This is a genomic window from Rhizobium sp. BK619, from assembly GCF_014195245.1.
GTDB classification, from domain to species: domain Bacteria; phylum Pseudomonadota; class Alphaproteobacteria; order Rhizobiales; family Rhizobiaceae; genus Rhizobium; species Rhizobium acidisoli.
This window is the reverse complement of the sequence record NZ_JACIBH010000001.1, coordinates 661,502-677,180: the sequence shown is the minus strand read 5'-3', so window position 1 is coordinate 677,180 and position 15,679 is coordinate 661,502. Positions and strand designations below refer to the sequence as shown.

Annotated in this window: 17 protein-coding genes and 4 pseudogenes; 10 read left to right on the top strand and 11 right to left on the bottom strand. The window is 59.9% G+C overall.

The genetic code is table 11. The features are described from left to right. The first annotated feature begins 120 nt into the window (after window positions 1-120). Genes FHX14_RS03245 through FHX14_RS03235 form a run of 3 tightly spaced genes read left to right on the top strand, consistent with a single transcriptional unit; the run spans window position 121 to window position 5,580 of the window. Window positions 121-882, top strand: coding sequence for an ImuA family protein (locus tag FHX14_RS03245; RefSeq protein ID WP_184376162.1), 762 nt, complete (start codon window positions 121-123; stop codon window positions 880-882). Continuing rightward, on the top strand, window positions 803-2,317 hold the full coding sequence (locus tag FHX14_RS03240; RefSeq protein WP_184376160.1) for a DNA polymerase Y family protein: 1,515 nt from the start codon (window positions 803-805) through the stop codon (window positions 2,315-2,317). The genes FHX14_RS03245 and FHX14_RS03240 overlap by 80 nt, the downstream gene beginning before the upstream one ends. Continuing rightward, entirely contained in the window at window positions 2,317-5,580 is a 3,264-nt protein-coding gene (locus FHX14_RS03235) for an error-prone DNA polymerase (RefSeq protein ID WP_184376158.1), read from the top strand. Before FHX14_RS03240 ends, FHX14_RS03235 begins: the two co-directional genes overlap by 1 nt. A gap of 191 nt (window positions 5,581-5,771) precedes the next feature. On the opposite strand, the gene FHX14_RS03230 is transcribed toward FHX14_RS03235, so the two are convergent. From FHX14_RS03230 to FHX14_RS03220, 3 genes are all read right to left on the bottom strand, one after another. Further along, complete coding sequence (locus tag FHX14_RS03230; RefSeq protein WP_184376156.1) at window positions 5,772-6,845, bottom strand: trypsin-like peptidase domain-containing protein; 1,074 nt, start codon at window positions 6,843-6,845, stop codon at window positions 5,772-5,774. 65 nt (window positions 6,846-6,910) lie between these two features. Then, window positions 6,911-7,420, bottom strand: a complete 510-nt coding sequence (locus tag FHX14_RS03225; RefSeq protein ID WP_184376154.1) for an Hsp20/alpha crystallin family protein — start codon at window positions 7,418-7,420, stop codon at window positions 6,911-6,913. A gap of 93 nt (window positions 7,421-7,513) precedes the next feature. Continuing rightward, window positions 7,514-7,990 carry an Hsp20 family protein gene (locus FHX14_RS03220; protein WP_184376268.1) on the bottom strand — a complete coding sequence of 159 codons (477 nt, stop codon included), beginning with the start codon at window positions 7,988-7,990 and terminating at the stop codon, window positions 7,514-7,516. A 214-nt stretch (window positions 7,991-8,204) separates the two neighbouring features. Between FHX14_RS03220 and FHX14_RS03215 the strand changes: the two genes are divergently transcribed. Further along, window positions 8,205-8,426 carry a hypothetical protein gene (locus tag FHX14_RS03215; RefSeq protein WP_184376152.1) on the top strand — a complete coding sequence of 74 codons (222 nt, stop codon included), beginning with the start codon at window positions 8,205-8,207 and terminating at the stop codon, window positions 8,424-8,426. Between the two features lie 28 nt (window positions 8,427-8,454). Here the strand turns inward: FHX14_RS03215 and FHX14_RS32940 are convergent. From FHX14_RS32940 to FHX14_RS03190, 6 genes and pseudogenes are all read right to left on the bottom strand, one after another. After that, window positions 8,455-8,691, bottom strand: a pseudogene (locus FHX14_RS32940) (amylo-alpha-1,6-glucosidase); the annotation flags it as partial. Continuing rightward, window positions 8,691-8,961 (bottom strand): annotated as a pseudogene (locus tag FHX14_RS03210) (glycosyltransferase); the annotation flags it as partial. The pseudogenes FHX14_RS03210 and FHX14_RS32940, both read right to left, overlap by 1 nt. A gap of 85 nt (window positions 8,962-9,046) precedes the next feature. After that, on the bottom strand, window positions 9,047-9,466 hold the full coding sequence (locus FHX14_RS03205) for a hypothetical protein (RefSeq protein ID WP_184376150.1): 420 nt from the start codon (window positions 9,464-9,466) through the stop codon (window positions 9,047-9,049). Window positions 9,467-9,515: 49 nt separating this feature from the next. Continuing rightward, entirely contained in the window at window positions 9,516-9,761 is a 246-nt protein-coding gene (locus tag FHX14_RS03200; protein ID WP_184376148.1) for a hypothetical protein, read from the bottom strand. A 59-nt stretch (window positions 9,762-9,820) separates the two neighbouring features. Beyond that, window positions 9,821-11,449: a chaperonin GroEL gene (gene groL, locus FHX14_RS03195; protein WP_184376146.1), complete on the bottom strand. Its 1,629-nt coding sequence runs from the start codon at window positions 11,447-11,449 to the stop codon at window positions 9,821-9,823. 61 nt (window positions 11,450-11,510) lie between these two features. Beyond that, on the bottom strand, window positions 11,511-11,825 hold the full coding sequence (locus FHX14_RS03190; protein WP_184376144.1) for a co-chaperone GroES: 315 nt from the start codon (window positions 11,823-11,825) through the stop codon (window positions 11,511-11,513). A 276-nt stretch (window positions 11,826-12,101) separates the two neighbouring features. Here FHX14_RS03190 and FHX14_RS03185 point away from each other — a divergent pair, with 276 nt between their 5' ends. The 6 genes and pseudogenes from FHX14_RS03185 to FHX14_RS32935 form a co-directional block, all read left to right on the top strand. Continuing rightward, on the top strand, window positions 12,102-12,374 hold the full coding sequence (locus FHX14_RS03185; protein WP_184376141.1) for an usg protein: 273 nt from the start codon (window positions 12,102-12,104) through the stop codon (window positions 12,372-12,374). A gap of 94 nt (window positions 12,375-12,468) precedes the next feature. Then, on the top strand, window positions 12,469-12,759 hold the full coding sequence (locus FHX14_RS03180) for a hypothetical protein (RefSeq protein WP_184376137.1): 291 nt from the start codon (window positions 12,469-12,471) through the stop codon (window positions 12,757-12,759). Window positions 12,760-13,344: 585 nt separating this feature from the next. After that, a pseudogene (locus tag FHX14_RS03175) lies at window positions 13,345-13,581 on the top strand (DUF305 domain-containing protein); the annotation flags it as partial. Window positions 13,582-13,592: 11 nt separating this feature from the next. Continuing rightward, on the top strand, window positions 13,593-13,925 hold the full coding sequence (locus FHX14_RS03170) for a four-helix bundle copper-binding protein (protein ID WP_184376135.1): 333 nt from the start codon (window positions 13,593-13,595) through the stop codon (window positions 13,923-13,925). Between the two features lie 106 nt (window positions 13,926-14,031). After that, on the top strand, window positions 14,032-14,586 hold the full coding sequence (locus tag FHX14_RS03165; RefSeq protein WP_184376133.1) for a cytochrome c: 555 nt from the start codon (window positions 14,032-14,034) through the stop codon (window positions 14,584-14,586). A 36-nt stretch (window positions 14,587-14,622) separates the two neighbouring features. Then, a pseudogene (locus tag FHX14_RS32935) lies at window positions 14,623-14,733 on the top strand (class I fructose-bisphosphate aldolase); the annotation flags it as partial. A gap of 279 nt (window positions 14,734-15,012) precedes the next feature. Here FHX14_RS32935 and FHX14_RS03160 read toward each other — a convergent pair. Next, window positions 15,013-15,369 carry a type II toxin-antitoxin system HicB family antitoxin gene (locus FHX14_RS03160; protein ID WP_184376131.1) on the bottom strand — a complete coding sequence of 119 codons (357 nt, stop codon included), beginning with the start codon at window positions 15,367-15,369 and terminating at the stop codon, window positions 15,013-15,015. Next, window positions 15,366-15,620: a type II toxin-antitoxin system HicA family toxin gene (locus tag FHX14_RS03155; RefSeq protein ID WP_010053144.1), complete on the bottom strand. Its 255-nt coding sequence runs from the start codon at window positions 15,618-15,620 to the stop codon at window positions 15,366-15,368. Before FHX14_RS03155 ends, FHX14_RS03160 begins: the two co-directional genes overlap by 4 nt. Between the last annotated feature and the right edge of the window lie 59 nt (window positions 15,621-15,679).

Genomic DNA, 15,679 nt, shown 5'->3' with positions numbered 1-15,679 from the left:
GGCCCGCGCCCGCGCTCAACTTGAGCGCGCCGGACACGCATTGACTCGTTTTTGCTTTGAGAACAAATAAAGAACATACCGCCTCTTCTCAAGTCGAAAACGGGTTGCCGCAAGGAGATCATGACCACAGCCGTCGCCACTTCGAATGCCGTTCTCGACGAGTTGCGCGAGAAAATCGCCAGCCTGGAAGGGACCGGCCTGCGCCATCGCAGTTTCCTGCCGTTCGGGGTCAGTGAGATCGATGCGCAGTTGCCGGGAGGTGGCTTGGCCTTTGGTGCGCTGCATGAAGTGGCCGGCGGCGGAAATGGCGCCATCGATGGCGCGGCCGCGGCACTCTTCATCGGCGGCATTGCGGCTCGCACCACCGGCAAGGTGGTCTGGTGCCTCACCCGCTTCGATCTCTTCTTTCCGGCACTTGCCCAGATCGGGCTTCATCCCGACCGCGTCATCTTCGTCGAATGCGACAAGGAAGAGACGGTGCTGGCGAGCTTCGAAGAGGCGTTGCGCTATGGCGGCCTCGGCGCCGTCGTCGCCGAACTGGTGCGCCTGCCGATGACGGCATCGCGCCGTCTGCAGCTTGCGGCGGAAAAGTCGGGCACATTGGGCTTGGTGATCCGCCGATGGCGTCGCCAGACGGAAGCCTCCGATTTCGGCATGCCGACGGCCGCGGCGACCCGCTGGCGGATCTCGGTGCTGCCATCCGAGCCGCTTCCCGTACCGGGTGTCGGCCGCGCGCGCTGGCTCGCAGAACTCATGCGGGTGAGGGCAGGCGAGGGAGGAGAGTTCATTATCGGAGCATGTGATGGCCAGGGTCGTATCTGTCTTTCTTCCGACACTGCCGACCGACCGGATCAGGCGCGCCGATCCTTCGCTGTCTCTTGACACGCCGCTGGTGGTAATCGCCCGTAGCGGATCGAAGCGATGGGTAGCGGCGGCCGACCGGGCAGCCCTCAAACTCGGGCTGCACGTCGGCATGTCGGCCGCCAAGGCGCAGGCGCTGGTCCATGGGCTGACGATGATTGATGCCGACCCAGTAGCCGACCTCGCAACACTCGAACGGCTGACGTTATGGGCCTTGTCGCAATATTCTCCCGTGGTCACCATGGATACTCCGGACGGCATTGTGATGGATACCGAAGGCGCCGATCATCTGCAGGGTGGCGAAGACTTGCTGCTCTCCGGTCTCGTCAACCGTTTCCGCGGCCGCGGTCTTGCAGCGCGAGCAGCGATCGCCGACACTTGGGGCTCAGCGCATGCGCTCGCCCGCTCCACGGATCGCGAGACGATTATCATCCCACGCGGCGAGACCGCCAAGGCTGTGAACCGGCTGCCGCTGTCCTCGCTGCGCCTGCCGGTCGAAATCGTCGGAAATCTCCGCACCCTCGGCTTCGCCACCGTCGGTGATCTTGCCGCTACGCCGCGCGCGCCGCTGACGCTGCGTTTCGGCCCGGAGGTCGGGCGGCGCCTCGACCAGATGTTCGGCCGCATCGCCGAGCCGATCGATCCGATCCGGCCGGCCGACCTCGTCGAGGTGCAAAAATCCTTTGCTGAACCGATCGGCGCACCGGAGACCATCGAGAAATATGTGAGCCGCCTGGTGCGGCAGCTCTGTCTGGAGCTCGAGAAGCGGGGACTTGGGGTGCGGCGCGCCGACCTGATCGTCCACCGCGTCGACAACACGCTTCAGTCGCTTCGGGCCGGCACAGCCAAACCGGTCCGTGACATTGCCTGGCTGACCAAACTCTTCCGTGATCGGATCGAGAAGATCGAGCCTGGCTTCGGTATCGAGAAGCTGAGCCTGACCGCTATCATTGCCGAACCGCTCGTTGACATGCAGTCGGCCTCCTCGTTGATCGAAGAGCAGGTCACCGATGTGACGCCGCTCATCGATGTGCTCGGCAATCGCGGCGGCCAGCGGATTTTCCGCGTGGCGCCAGTGGCAAGCGACGTCCCGGAACGCAGCGTCCAGCGCATTGCGCCCACGGCAGACGAGATCGGCGCTACCTGGCCGCTCCATTGGCCGCGGCCTTCCAGGCTTTTGCCGCATCCGGAGGCGATCGAGGTGATTGCGCTTCTGCCCGATCATCCGCCGGTCTCCTTTACCTGGCGCGGCAAGCGGCGTCGGGTGAAGCGCGCTGACGGCCCTGAGCGGATATTCGGAGAATGGTGGCAACGCAGCTCCGAATGGGTCGCCGTGCGCGACTACTTCGTGGTCGAGGATGACGCCGGCGAGCGCTTCTGGATCTTCCGATCCGGCGATGGCGTCGATGCGGAGACCGGATCGCGCAAATGGTTCCTGCATGGAGTGTTTGCCTGATGCGCTACGCCGAACTGCAGGTCACCAGTCATTTCTCCTTCCTCCGCGGCGCAAGCTCGGCGGAGGAGCTGTTCGCGACCGCCAAGCTCATGGGCATCGAGGCGCTCGGCATCGTCGACCGCAACAGCCTGGCCGGCATCGTCCGGGCGCTCGAGGCCTCGCGCGCCACCGGTCTGCGGTTGGTCGTCGGCTGCCGGCTCGATCTCGCCGACGGCATGTCGATTCTCGTCTACCCCACCGATCGCGCCGCCTATTCGCGGCTGACACGGCTGCTGACCTTGGGCAAGGGCAGGGGCGGGAAGGCCAAGTGCATCCTGCATCTCGACGATGTGGCGCTCTACGCCGAAGGCCTGATCGCCATCCTGGTGCCGGACATGCCAGACGACAGCTGCGCCGTGCAGCTCAGGAAGATGGCGGAACTCTTCGGCGACCGTGCCTATGTCTCGCTCTGTCTGCGTCGCCGCCCCAACGATCAGTTGCGGCTGCATGAGCTGTCGAACCTGGCGATAAAGCACCGGGTTAAGAGCGTGGTCACCAATGATGTGCTGTTTCATGAGCCTGGCCGGCGGCAGCTACAGGATGTCGTCACCTGCATCCGCACCGGCACCACCATCGACGACGTCGGATTCGAGCGCGAGCGGCACGCCGACCGTTATCTGAAGCCGCCCGAAGAGATGGCGCGTCTCTTTCCCCGCTACCCCGAAGCGCTGGCACGCACCATGGAGATCGTCGAGCGCTGCAGGTTTTCACTGGAAGAGCTCGTCTATCAGTATCCAGAAGAGGCGCTGATCCCGGGCATGACGGCGCAACAGTCGCTGGAGCACTATACCTGGAAGGGCGTCAGGGCACGTTACCCGGAAGGGCTGCCGGCGCATGTCGACAAGACCATCCGCCATGAATTGACGCTGATCGAGACCATGAAATACGCCCCCTATTTTTTGACGGTATTCTCCATTGTCCGTTATGCCCGATCGCAGGACATTCTCTGCCAGGGCAGGGGGTCGGCTGCCAATTCGGCCGTTTGTTATGTGCTCGGCATTACCTCGATCGACCCGGAAACCAACGACCTCCTCTTCGAGCGGTTCGTTTCCCAGGAGCGCGACGAGCCGCCCGACATCGACGTCGACTTCGAACATGAAAGGCGGGAGGAAGTCATTCAGTGGATCTACAAGACCTACGGCCATCACAAGGCGGCCCTATGCTCCACCGTGACCCGCTATCGCGCCAAGGGCGCCATTCGCGACGTCGGCAAGGCGCTCGGTCTGCCCGAGGATCTGGTCAAGGCGCTTTCCTCCGGCATCTGGTCCTGGTCGGAAACGGTCGGCGAGAACCAGGTGCGCGCCCTCGGCCTCAATCCGGAGGACCGCCGTCTCGCCTTGACCCTGCAGCTTGCCCAGCAGCTGATGGGAGCACCGCGGCATCTTGGCCAGCATCCCGGCGGCTTCGTCCTGACCCATGACAGGCTCGATCATCTCGTGCCGATCGAACCGGCGGCGATGGCCGACCGCCAGGTGATCGAATGGGACAAGGATGACGTCGAGGCGCTCAAGATGATGAAGGTCGATGTCTTAGCCTTGGGCATGCTGACCTGCATGGCCAAGGCCTTTGCCCTCATCGGCGAGCACAAGCATCAGGATCTCGACCTCGCCACCATCCCACAGGAAGACCCGGCGACGTATGCGATGATTCGCAGGGCCGATACTTTGGGGACGTTTCAGATTGAGAGCCGGGCGCAAATGTCGATGCTCCCGCGGATGAAACCGAAAACATTCTATGACCTCGTCATTCAGGTGGCGATCGTCCGCCCCGGGCCGATCCAGGGCGATATGGTCCATCCCTACCTGCGCCGCCGCGAAGGCAAGGAGAAGGTCGAGTATCCGACGCCCGAACTGGAGGCGGTCCTCCACAAGACGCTGGGCGTGCCGCTGTTTCAGGAGTCGGCGATGAAGGTGGCGATGGTCTGTGCCGGGTTTACCGGCGGCGAAGCCGATCAGTTGCGGAAATCCATGGCGACCTTCAAGTTCACCGGCGGCGTCTCGCGATTCCAGGACAAGCTTGTGAGCGGGATGATCCGAAACGGCTACACGAAGGAGTTTGCCGAGAGGACGTTTTCGCAGCTGGAAGGTTTTGGCAGTTACGGCTTTCCCGAAAGCCATGCCGCCTCCTTCGCACTGATTGCCTATGCCTCCAACTATGTGAAATGCCATTTTCCGGATGTCTTTTGCACAGCACTTCTGAACTCGCAGCCGATGGGTTTTTATGCGCCGGCACAGATCGTTTCCGACGCGAGGAAACACGGCGTCGAGGTCCGCCCGATCTGCATCAACCGCTCGCGCTGGGACTGCACGCTCGAGGAGGTGGAGGGTACAGGCCGGCACGCGGTGCGGCTCGGCATGCGCCTGGTGCGAGGATTGGCGACCGCCGACGCGGCACGCATTGTCGCCGCGCGCGCCGATGAACCCTTCGCATCGGTGGACGACATGTGGCGGCGGTCGGGTGTGCCGGTGGCGTCACTTGTCGAGCTCGCCGAGGCCGACGCCTTCCTGCCGTCATTGCGGCTCGAACGCCGCGATGCGCTCTGGGCGATCAAGGCGCTGCGCGACGAGCCGTTGCCTCTGTTTACCGCCGCCGCCGAACGCGAGGCGCGGGCGATTGCCGAGCAGCAGGAGCCGGACGTCGAGCTCAGGCAGATGACGGACGGCCATAACGTCGTCGAGGATTACAGTCACATCGGGCTGACACTCCGGGAGCATCCGTTACGATTCCTGCGGGCCGATCTTACCAAGCGCCGGATTGTGACCTGTGCCCAAGCGATGACGGCGCGGGACGGCCAGTGGCTGATGGCGGCCGGCCTGGTGCTGGTTCGGCAACGACCGGGTTCAGCGAAAGGCGTTATGTTCATCACCATCGAGGATGAGACCGGCATTGCCAACATCGTCGTCTGGCCGAAACTGTTCGAACGGTCCCGCCGGGTGGTGCTCGGCGCCAGCATGATGGCGATCAACGGCAGGATCCAACAGGAAGGGGAGGTACTTCACCTGGTCGCCCAGCAGCTCTTCGATCTCTCGGCCGATCTGTCAGGGCTTGCCGGGCGTGACGGTGCCTTCCATCCGCCGACCGGCCGCGGCGATGAATTCGCCCATGGCTCGCCGGGCAGTCCGGATTCACGCGAAAAAGCGCCTCCAGGGGTTCGTGCCAGGGATATGTTCACGCCGGATCTTCATATTGATACGATGAAGATCAAGAGCCGGAATTTTCAGTAGATTGGCGTAGGCCGAATGCTGCAATCGTGGGTTGTCAGTCCAGATCCCTTCAAGGCGATGGATTCCGTTAGAGCTGGTCGAGTGCTTCTTTGCGTTCGCAGCGACCTACGAAAACTGGCACCATTGAATTCCCGTTGATGAGCATTCCGGCCGTGGACGAACCGCGGCCGGAAACATGAAGAGAGGGGCTTCTATGATCCGCTCACGCGTGCCTTAACCGTACGCTCCGAGCCACTGCTCCTGACGGTCAGCTCGATCTGCGAGCCAACGGGCGTCAGGCCGATGCGATTGCGCAGATCAGCAGCACCATGAACCGGTCGACCATCGACAACCGACACCACGTCACCCGGTTTCAAACCCGCGCTAGCGGCCGGAGATCCTTGCTCAACCGCCGCGATCAGCGCGCCGCCCGCGTCATCCAGCCCGAGTGACGCTGCCATATCGGAAATCGCCACGCCAAGCTTGCCGCGAATGACCTCGCCATGTTGGATCAGCTGGGTCATCACCAATCTTGCGATCTTGCCCGGTATGGCGAAGCCGATACCGATGTTGCCGCCAGCCGGGCTGAGGATCGCGGAGTTGATCCCCGCAAGCCTGCCGTCAAAGGTTACCAATGCGCCGCCCGAGTTGCCGGGATTGATCGAAGCGTCCGTCTGGATAAAATCTTCATAACCATCGCGGCTAAGACCGCTTCGGCCAAGCGCGCTGACGATGCCCGATGTAACAGTCTGTCCAAGTCCAAACGGATTGCCGATCGCCACGACATAATCGCCAACGCGCAATGCATCCGAGTCGCCAAAAGGCAACGCGGTCAGATTGCGGGCCGGTATCTGGAGAACGGCGACGTCGGTACCCTTGTCGGACCCGACAAGCTTCGCATCCAGCCGCCTTCCGTCCTTGAGCGTCACGAGGATCTTACGGGCATTGGCGACGACATGATGGTTCGTTAACACGTAGCCTCGTGTCGCATCGACAATGACCCCCGATCCGGCGCTTAGACGAGGTTCCGCCTGAGGCTGATCCGGAAGGTTAAAGTAGCGGCGGAAATAGGGGTCACTGTAGAGCGGGTTATCCTCTTCGGGCGCCTGCGAGACAACTGAGATGTTGACGACTGCCGGCGTGACCTTTTCCAGCATCGGAGCAAGCGTCGGTACGCTGCCGCCGATCCCGGACACGAACTGCGCCTGGGCTGGAACGCCGCCAATGAGGAGGGAGACGGTGAAGACGATGATCAATGGCCTGATGAGCCTTATGAACGCGGACATAGTCCCTCCTTCTTTCGAACATACAGACGCAGAAAAAAGCCGGAGGGCGTCCTCCGGCTTTTTCCTTAATGTTTGATCGCGATGCGCTTGACCTGTGATTGCGCCTTCTCGTCCTTGGGCAAGGTTACGGTCAGCACGCCGTTTCGGAAGCGCGCATCGACTTCGTCTTCCCTGACTTCGACGCCGAGAGGAATCCGGCGCTCGAAGCGGCCATAGTAGCGCTCAGTAAACTGGCGATCCTTGTCTTCGGTCTCCGAGCGCTTCTCGCCCTTCAGCGTTAGCACGCCGTCGTTGAGCAGGACCTCGATGTCCTTCTCTTCGAGGCCGGGCACTTCAGCCGTGATCCTGATCTCCTTGTCGGTGTCGGAGATCTCGACGCTCGGCCAGCCGGAACCGAGGGCGGAAGTGCTGGTGAACGATGGCAGACCGGAGCCGAAGCCGCGGAAGACGTCGTCGAACAGGCGGTTTACCTCGCGATGCAGCGACAGGAAGGGATCACGGTCCCCATCGCGCGGAAGACCTGGAACCTGATTGCCATTGCTTCGGCCCCAGGGAATCAAATCACGAACACTCATGTTTCTTCTCCTTATCTTGTGGTTCGGCAAAGCTTCGCAGCTGGCACCGGGCGTCGCCCGGGGCCTTGTGCGCGTATTGGCGCCGTGGAAGGCTTACGCCGCTTGCTTGTTTGCTTCGATCTGCTTGGTCTCTGTCATGGGCAGCGCCTCGCCGGTGCTGATCGCGATCTGGCGCGGTTTCGCCTCTTCGGGGATTTCGCGCTTGAGATCGATGGTCAGCAGACCGTTGACGAGGACAGCACCGACGACCTTGACGTGGTCGGCAAGTTCGAACCGGCGTTGGAACGAGTGTCCCGCGATGCCGCGATGAAGATACTGAACATCGTCGGCATTTGCCTTCTGGCCGGATACGAAGAGCATGTTCTGCTCCTGCGTGATCGTCAGTTCGTCCAACGTGAAGCCCGCCACTGCCATGGCAATGCGATACGCGTCCTCACCAGATTTGACGATGTCGTAGGGCGGCCAGCTGTCAGTCGTTTCAACGCGGCTTGCAGCCTCGAGCACGTTCAGCATTCGGTCGAAGCCGATACTCGACCGGAACAGGGGAGAGAAATCGAGGTTTGTCCTCATAGCCATATCCTCCTTGTAAGCAACATGGATACAAGGAGACGCCAAGAGCACATGGCGCCTCCTGGACTTGTCGATCCCCATTGGGCAATCGAACAATAGTTATGTAATTCAGTAGCTTGCAATTTCAAGAACTTCGGATTTGGCCGGTAGAAAAAATTGATTTTTTTGCTCGGGTCACCAGATTCCGGTGAGGCAAACAGAAGGAGCAAAGGGTATGACAATGACCTCCGAAGACGTCATCGCTATCCTCGGACCTGTCGACGAAACTTTGATAGCTGATGTGGTGGCAACTGGTGCCAACCAAGCCGAACTGGCCGAAGCGTTCGCGTGGACCAACAGCGACGAAGCGTTGATGGGTGAACGGCGGCCTCTGCCGACGGGTAGAACCGCCTTGTTGATCGACCTTCTGGTCTCAGACGAGGAGGAGTTGGACTAGCAAGGTGCCTGTGTGGAAGCGGCCTCGCCTAAGCGGTGGTCAGCACGCGAACCTCGCCCCGGCGCCCGAGGGTGTCTACAACGACGCTTCGTCCAGAGCGACGTATCGCAACATCGGCGGAGCCGCTTGCGACCTGCAGGTGTCGCAGGATCACCTCATCCAGGAACGAGGGCAGTTGCGGCTCGTTGAAGCTTATGATCTGGGCATTGGGCTCGAAGTCGAGGCCGAGACAGCACTGGAGTAGAAGGAGGGGCGCTGCGGCTGCAGCACATCGAATTCGCGCGCCCGCCGGCGAATTTCCTCCAGCATCACAACCTGATGCGGCAGGTGATCTTTGACGGCAGGATTAAGACGGAGCGCCACATCTGCAGGACACCAGCTTCGCGGCGGTGATCGAATCTCCGCTGGCAAAAAGTGTGACGTCGTGACCTTGTGCGACGAGTGCGTCGGTGAGATAGGAAACAATGCGCTCGGTCCCACCCTAAAGCTTGGGCGGAACGCTTTCGGCGAGCGGTGCGATCTGAGCGATCTTCATCGGCAAAACCTCCTCAATTGAGCAAAGAGTCGACGGCAAAAATCAAGCTCGCGTCCTCTAGAGGCACGCGGCGGATGCGAAGTGTTTATATCTCGAATGGTTGTCGGCGACGTTCTTCTTTCCAATAGCTGCACAGGCCGAGCCCGCCAAATCGGCGCGTTCGCGGATTGCGGCGGTGGCGTCTGGGTACAGCGGAGCGAGCGGACACGCGTTCGACGCTTGCTTCACTATCCTTATCCAGGATCTTCAAAGCGTCGATGATGTCGTCGTAGGACACGGCTTTATCCGTGCCGGGATAAAGTCGAAGGGATGGAATGGACTCGACAGCAAAGACGTCGGAGGCCCATGAAGCGAGAATGGCTGGCTTCTCGTCTTTGCTGATATGCTCGGTGTAAAGCACATCGCGTGGATGGGTGAACTGCGTGGCCGGATGAAGCAGATGCGCAGCGCTGATCGCCGCTGCGGCTTCCATTGGGGCAGAGGAGTTTGTGTTTTCCTTTCTCATCGTCTAGCTCCACTGATATCGAATCTATGGATGTTATTGCACTATATGTTCAAGCCGCTTGGAGCGGACTTTTCTCGAAGAGCCGTCGCGCCGCCCGAACCATCGTTCTGGGATGATCGGGGTCGTGGACGCGCTGCCGGTACAGTTCCACGAGGATGGTTGATATGCGGTCAGCTTCTTCCGACTTCTTGACGAACCCGGCGCTCGATTGGATTTCGTCGACGACTTTCTGGCAGACCGCAAGGTCGTTCGAGTAGAATGGCTCGGGTGAGTGCTTAATCCTTGCTTGAACCATGTGCTTCACCTTCCTCAATAACGGCTCGTCCCATACGGTGGGACGAGCCACAGTGACCCTTAGAAGTCCATGCCGGCGCCAGCGGGGATCGCCGGTGCAGTTTCTTTCTTTGGCTTCTCGGCGATCATCGCTTCCGTGGTCACCAGCAGACCAGCGACGGAGGCGGCGTCCTGGAGCGCCGTACGGACGACCTTGGCGGGGTCGATCACGCCTTGCGCGTAGAGATCGCCATACTCGCCGGTCTGGGCGTTCCAGCCGAAGGAGAAGTTGGCTTTCTCGCGGAGCTTGCCGACGATGACGGAACCCTCCGCACCGGCGTTTTCGGCGATCTGGCGAACGGGCGCTTCGATCGCGCGCCGGACGATCTCGATACCGACCTTCTGGTCCTGGTTTTCCGTGATGAGGTTGTCGAGAGCCTTGACGGCGCGAAGCAGCGCGACTCCACCGCCCGGCAGGATGCCTTCCTCGACGGCGGCGCGGGTCGCATGCAGCGCATCGTCAACGCGGTCCTTCTTCTCCTTGACCTCGACGTCGGTGGAGCCGCCGACGCGGATGACAGCAACACCGCCGGCTAGCTTGGCGAGCCGTTCCTGCAGCTTCTCACGGTCGTAGTCGGAGGTGGTTTCCTCGATCTGCGCCCGAATTTGGGCAACACGTCCGTCAATCTCGGCTTTGGAGCCGACGCCGTCGATGATGGTGGTGTTTTCCTTTTCGATCGCTACCTTTTTGGCCCGGCCCAGCATGTTCAGCGTGACGTTTTCGAGTTTGATGCCGAGATCCTCGGAGATGACAGTGCCGCCGGTCAGGATGGCGATGTCTTCCAGCATTGCCTTGCGGCGGTCGCCGAAGCCCGGAGCCTTGACGGCGGCAATCTTCAGACCGCCACGCAGCTTGTTGACCACGAGGGTCGCAAGCGCTTCGCCTTCGACGTCTTCTGCGATGATCAGCAGCGGCTTGCCAGACTGCACGACTGCTTCGAGAACCGGCAGCATCGCCTGCAGGTTCGAGAGCTTCTTCTCGTGGATCAGGATATAGGGATCGTTGAGCTCGACGCGCATCTTGTCCTGATTGGTGACGAAGTAGGGGGAAAGATAGCCGCGGTCGAACTGCATGCCTTCGACGACCTCAAGCTCGGTTTCGGCAGTCTTGGCTTCTTCGACGGTGATAACACCTTCGTTGCCGACCTTTTCCATCGCCTCGGCAAGATAACGGCCGATCTCGGAATCGCCGTTTGCCGAGATCGTACCGACCTGGGCGATTTCGGAATTGCTAGTGATCTTGCGGGCGTTGGTCTTCAGTTCCTTGACGACGGCGTCGACGGCAAGATCGATGCCGCGCTTCAAGTCCATCGGGTTCATCCCGGAAGCGACCGCCTTGGCACCTTCCTTGACGATCGCCTGAGCGAGTACGGTTGCGGTGGTGGTACCATCGCCGGCCAGGTCGTTGGTTTTCGACGCTACCTCGCGCAGCATCTGGGCGCCCATATTCTCGAACTTATCTTCCAGCTCGATCTCCTTGGCGACGGAAACGCCGTCCTTGGTGATTCGCGGCGCGCCGAAAGACTTGTCGATGACGACGTTGCGGCCCTTAGGGCCGAGGGTGACCTTCACGGCATTGGCAAGCACATCGACCCCACGCAGCATGCGTTCACGGGCGTCGGTGTTGAATTTTACTTCTTTTGCAGCCATTTTTGTAACTCCTCAATAGGCAGCTATTTGACTGATGATATGGAGTTTGTGGAAAGTCGCCTCAGGCGGCGATCTTCCTTTCGGCATGGGCTTCGATAATGCCCAGAACGTCGCTTTCCTTCATGATCAGCAGATCTTCACCGTTGATCTTGATCTCGGTGCCAGACCATTTGCCGAACAGGATCCGGTCGCCAGCCTTCACGTCGAGCGCCTGGATCTGGCCGGCCTCGTTGCGAGCGCCAGTACCGATCGCGACGACCTCGCCCTCGGAAGGCTTTTCTTTCGCGGTATCGGGAATGATGATGCCGCCTTTGGTCTTTTCCTGGGAGTCGACCCGGCGAACGAGAATGCGATCATGAAGCGGTCGGAACGACATGTTTTCCTCCGTTGAGCAAAAATGATGACGTTGAAGACCCGGGCCGGACCGGATGACCAGTCCGGGCGGGGCGAACCTCATCGAGCGTTCGCGGGCAAAATTTATTTTCGGCTTTTTTCAATTTCAAGAGGGCTGACGAGAAAAATTAGCACTCGACGCCGGCGGCTGCTAACATATTGGTAAGGAACTATAAACAGCATCGAAGGGTTTAGAAAACCGTTGATGGCTGCAAGCTTTTGCGTCACCTTCGGCAGTATTATGAAACGGAGATGAAGCATGCAATTCTCGTCGGATTTCGAGCGTCAGCTTAACGGCTATGGACTGACCACCGCGCATATCCTCTACCGCATTCCTGATTTCGAATCCGTCCTGCAGACCTACGTTTGGCAGGACTACGATCTTGCACCTGATTTTCCGGAGATGCACAAGTTCCTGGACTTCTGGCGCGACAGCCTCGACGGGCCTCTCCACTCCGTCCGCTACAGCCACCAACGGCTGATCGGTCCGAATGAATGGCGCCGTGTCGAGGGCGAGTTCAAGCTTCAGTGAACTCTTGAATTTGATTTTTCCGCTTCCTAGCTCTCCGACCGCCCGAGGCGTTGAACTCGGTTTGTACGCCGATTGTGTTTGGAGTGAAACCTGCATGGAAGAGAATATCAACATCATCAAGAGTGTTGGCATCGCTGAACGGGAAGAGATCATCGTCGACTTTGCCAGATGGCTTGAGACCGCCTCAAAAGAGGCTCTTGTCTACGGAGAAGGGAAGTTCGCAATGATGTCCGCCAGTATGGCAGAAGCAATGCGGGTCAATGCTGACGAACTTGCTCGCGATAATCCTGAGAAGACCGAACGTGTGCTGCAGCAGGCCAGCGCGATGATGGCGCAGTTCAAGGCCGCCTACCCCCATCGAGTCATCAGTCGATCTGTCCATTGATCAAGATAGTGGTGGCCGATCCATGAAAGGCCAGCTCATGCCGGCGCTGCGGTAGGCAACAATTCTTGCTGGTAACATGGCGAGCCCGAACGATTTGGACGAAATGCAACCCGAAGATGCCGGCGGATTTCGGGGCTTTCTCGGTCGTTATCGCACCCGGCTCGTGGCAACTGCGACGCTGACCCTGTTTATACAATAGGGTGCGGTTCGGGGTTCGACGATTGTCGGTGCTGTGATAAGCGGGTACTCGTTGTCTGCCGGTCCCGTCACCATAGGAGCTGCGCTGGCGGCGTTTTCTCTGTTCTACGTGCTCCACGCATGGCGGCGTTGATCGAAAGCGAACGGAAAGAACGGCAGGGCCGACCAGCATGTCAGCATCTCGATCGCCAAAGACAGGCGGCGACAATCCGTCTACACATCAAAGAGACGCAGCCGTACCTTATTGTCCCGCGTAAGACGAAAACTCGATCAAACTGCCGTCTGGATCGCGGCAGTACAGCGCCTAAAGCCGGACCTCGAGGCGATCGTATTCATTCTAGCACTCGAAGGCTTTTCGCATGGCGCCCTGGTGGCTCTGGCATCGGCATGGATGGGATGAAGGACATGCACATAAACATGATGCAGGGGATGATGAAGAAGGACGCCGACGTCTCCTTCGTCTGCGGCATGATCGCCCACCACATGGGCGCGATCAGCATGTCGGAGGCCGAGCTTAAGTTCGGTGACAACGAAGAGGCCAAGCAGATGGCCCAGAAGATCATCAATGCCAAGAAAAAGGAGATCGAAAAGATGTCCAAGTGGGTGGACAGGGAAGCTAAGTAGGAGGTTTTGCCATGCATCACATGTCGACTGAAATGAAGGCCTGCATCGACAACTGCCTGGCCTGCTACGGCGAATGCCTGTCGATGGCCATGGGCCATTGCCTGGAAATGGACGGGGAGCACACGAAGCCCCCGCACTTCAAGCTGATGATGGCCTGCGCGGAGATCTGCCGGACCTCTGCGCATTTCATGCTGATCGGCTCGGATCACCACAAGCACGTCTGCCGGGAATGCGCCGAAATCTGCGCCCAGTGCGCCGACGACTGCGAACGGATCGGCGACATGCAGAGCTGCGTCGACGCCTGCCGCCGTTGCGCCGAGAGCTGCCGCAAGATGGCAGCGTGATCGAGAGGGCGCCCGCCTTCTTGCGGCCCAGATGAGAACGAATATCCGATGAGGCAACGGATATCCGTAGCAAAAGGCATGGGGCCCGATTCGGAACGCAGCGTTTATGAGACAGAACACTTGCATGAACAGGTTCTGGCCACTCTCCGTCGTGGGAGCAGTCGCGATGGCGGCAATCGCGTCGCCGGCCGCGGATGACGTCGTCGGCCTTCGGCAGGCGGACATGAAGGCCATGGCCGCCGCTGCGAAGACGATCTCCGGCATGTTCAGGGATCCGGCGAGTTACAAGGCCGGTGAGTTCAAGTGGGCCGCCGATACCATCCGCGACAGGTCGGGGGCCGTTCTCTCGGGACATTTCGCGTCCGAGGCCGCCAGCCCGCAGTCGAAGGCCAAGCCGAACATCCTTAAGGAGCGCGAGCGGTTCGACCGCATCGCGAACGACCTCCGCGACTACGCCATCGCGCTGGACGCCGCCGCGGAGAACAACCCCGGACCAATGACCGCCAGCATGCGCATGAAGCCCGGAGAGGCCATGGGCGGCGGCCCGCTCGGCACACACGTTCGCAACGAGCAGAAGCTGTCGGCGATGCCGGCCGAACACGCGTTCCACCTTATGCTCCAGACCTGCACGACCTGCCACGTCAGGTTCAGGATGGAATGACGGCGCCCCTCGGAACCGGGGATTCCCAACCTTGTTCAAGCTTTTTTGACGGAAGATCTGCGGGTTACGATGAGCGACGCGGAGTTCGACGCCAGCCTTGGGAAAACGATTGAAGCGATTTACAAGGCGAGCGTATTGAAGGCGTGAAGGTATTTCCCGTGAGCTCCACCTGCACGTCGAAACCGAGCCTCTTTAGTCCAGTTCAACCGACTCCCGGTTGGCATGCCGATATTGGATCCAGTTCCATAAATACCCTTTACGCCACTGACACTGAAATAGCGGGGCCAGCGGTTCTGGCACGGCGAGGGTTTTCGAGGCGTCCGGCTTGTTGCCGTTGTGTTCACGTTCTGGGCGAAGAAGATCGCATAATGGATCGAAGGAACACCAATTCATCGGACACGCCGATGGGTGGTACTGTGAAGGGAACTACGCCGGCAGGCGCGCCTCGGCATAATGGTCGGCCGCCTCTCCCAGCACCTCTTCTGCCCACTGGTTCAGACTCTTTCCCGAAAGCTCAGCAGCAAGAGCTGCTCGGCGATGGACTTCGGGAGCGACACGAAACATCATCTTCCCAGAATAGGGTCGCTGAGGCTCTTTGCCGATTTTCCTGCAGGTCTCCAGGTAGTCATCGACTGCCTCATGGAAGGCTTTCTTGAGTTCAGCGACACTATCACTGTGAAAGCCGATTACATCGGATATACCTGCAATCCTTCCGAAAAACACATCGTCCTCAGCGTCGAATTCGATGCGAGCGTGATATCCGTTGTAGGTCATGATGTTCATGGCGTTACTCCAATCTGCATCAGGAACTCGCGAGCATCGCGCACCTGATAACGCTTTGCTTCCTTGGCCGGATGTGGTCTGTGGAAGCTTGCAATGATCCCGTCTTTTTCAAACTTAACCCGGGATCCGTTCCCCTCAATGAGGTCGGCTCCGGCAGCCACAAGCAGATTCTCTATAGCGGCCCATTCAATGGTTCCCGAGACAGGGTCCTTGAAGACCGCCGCGAGAGTCTTTCTCTGCTTGCTGTTCATGCTAGCAAATATAGAGATGCTTGCTGATTATGCAAGCACAAACTCAACAGCCTCTTGAA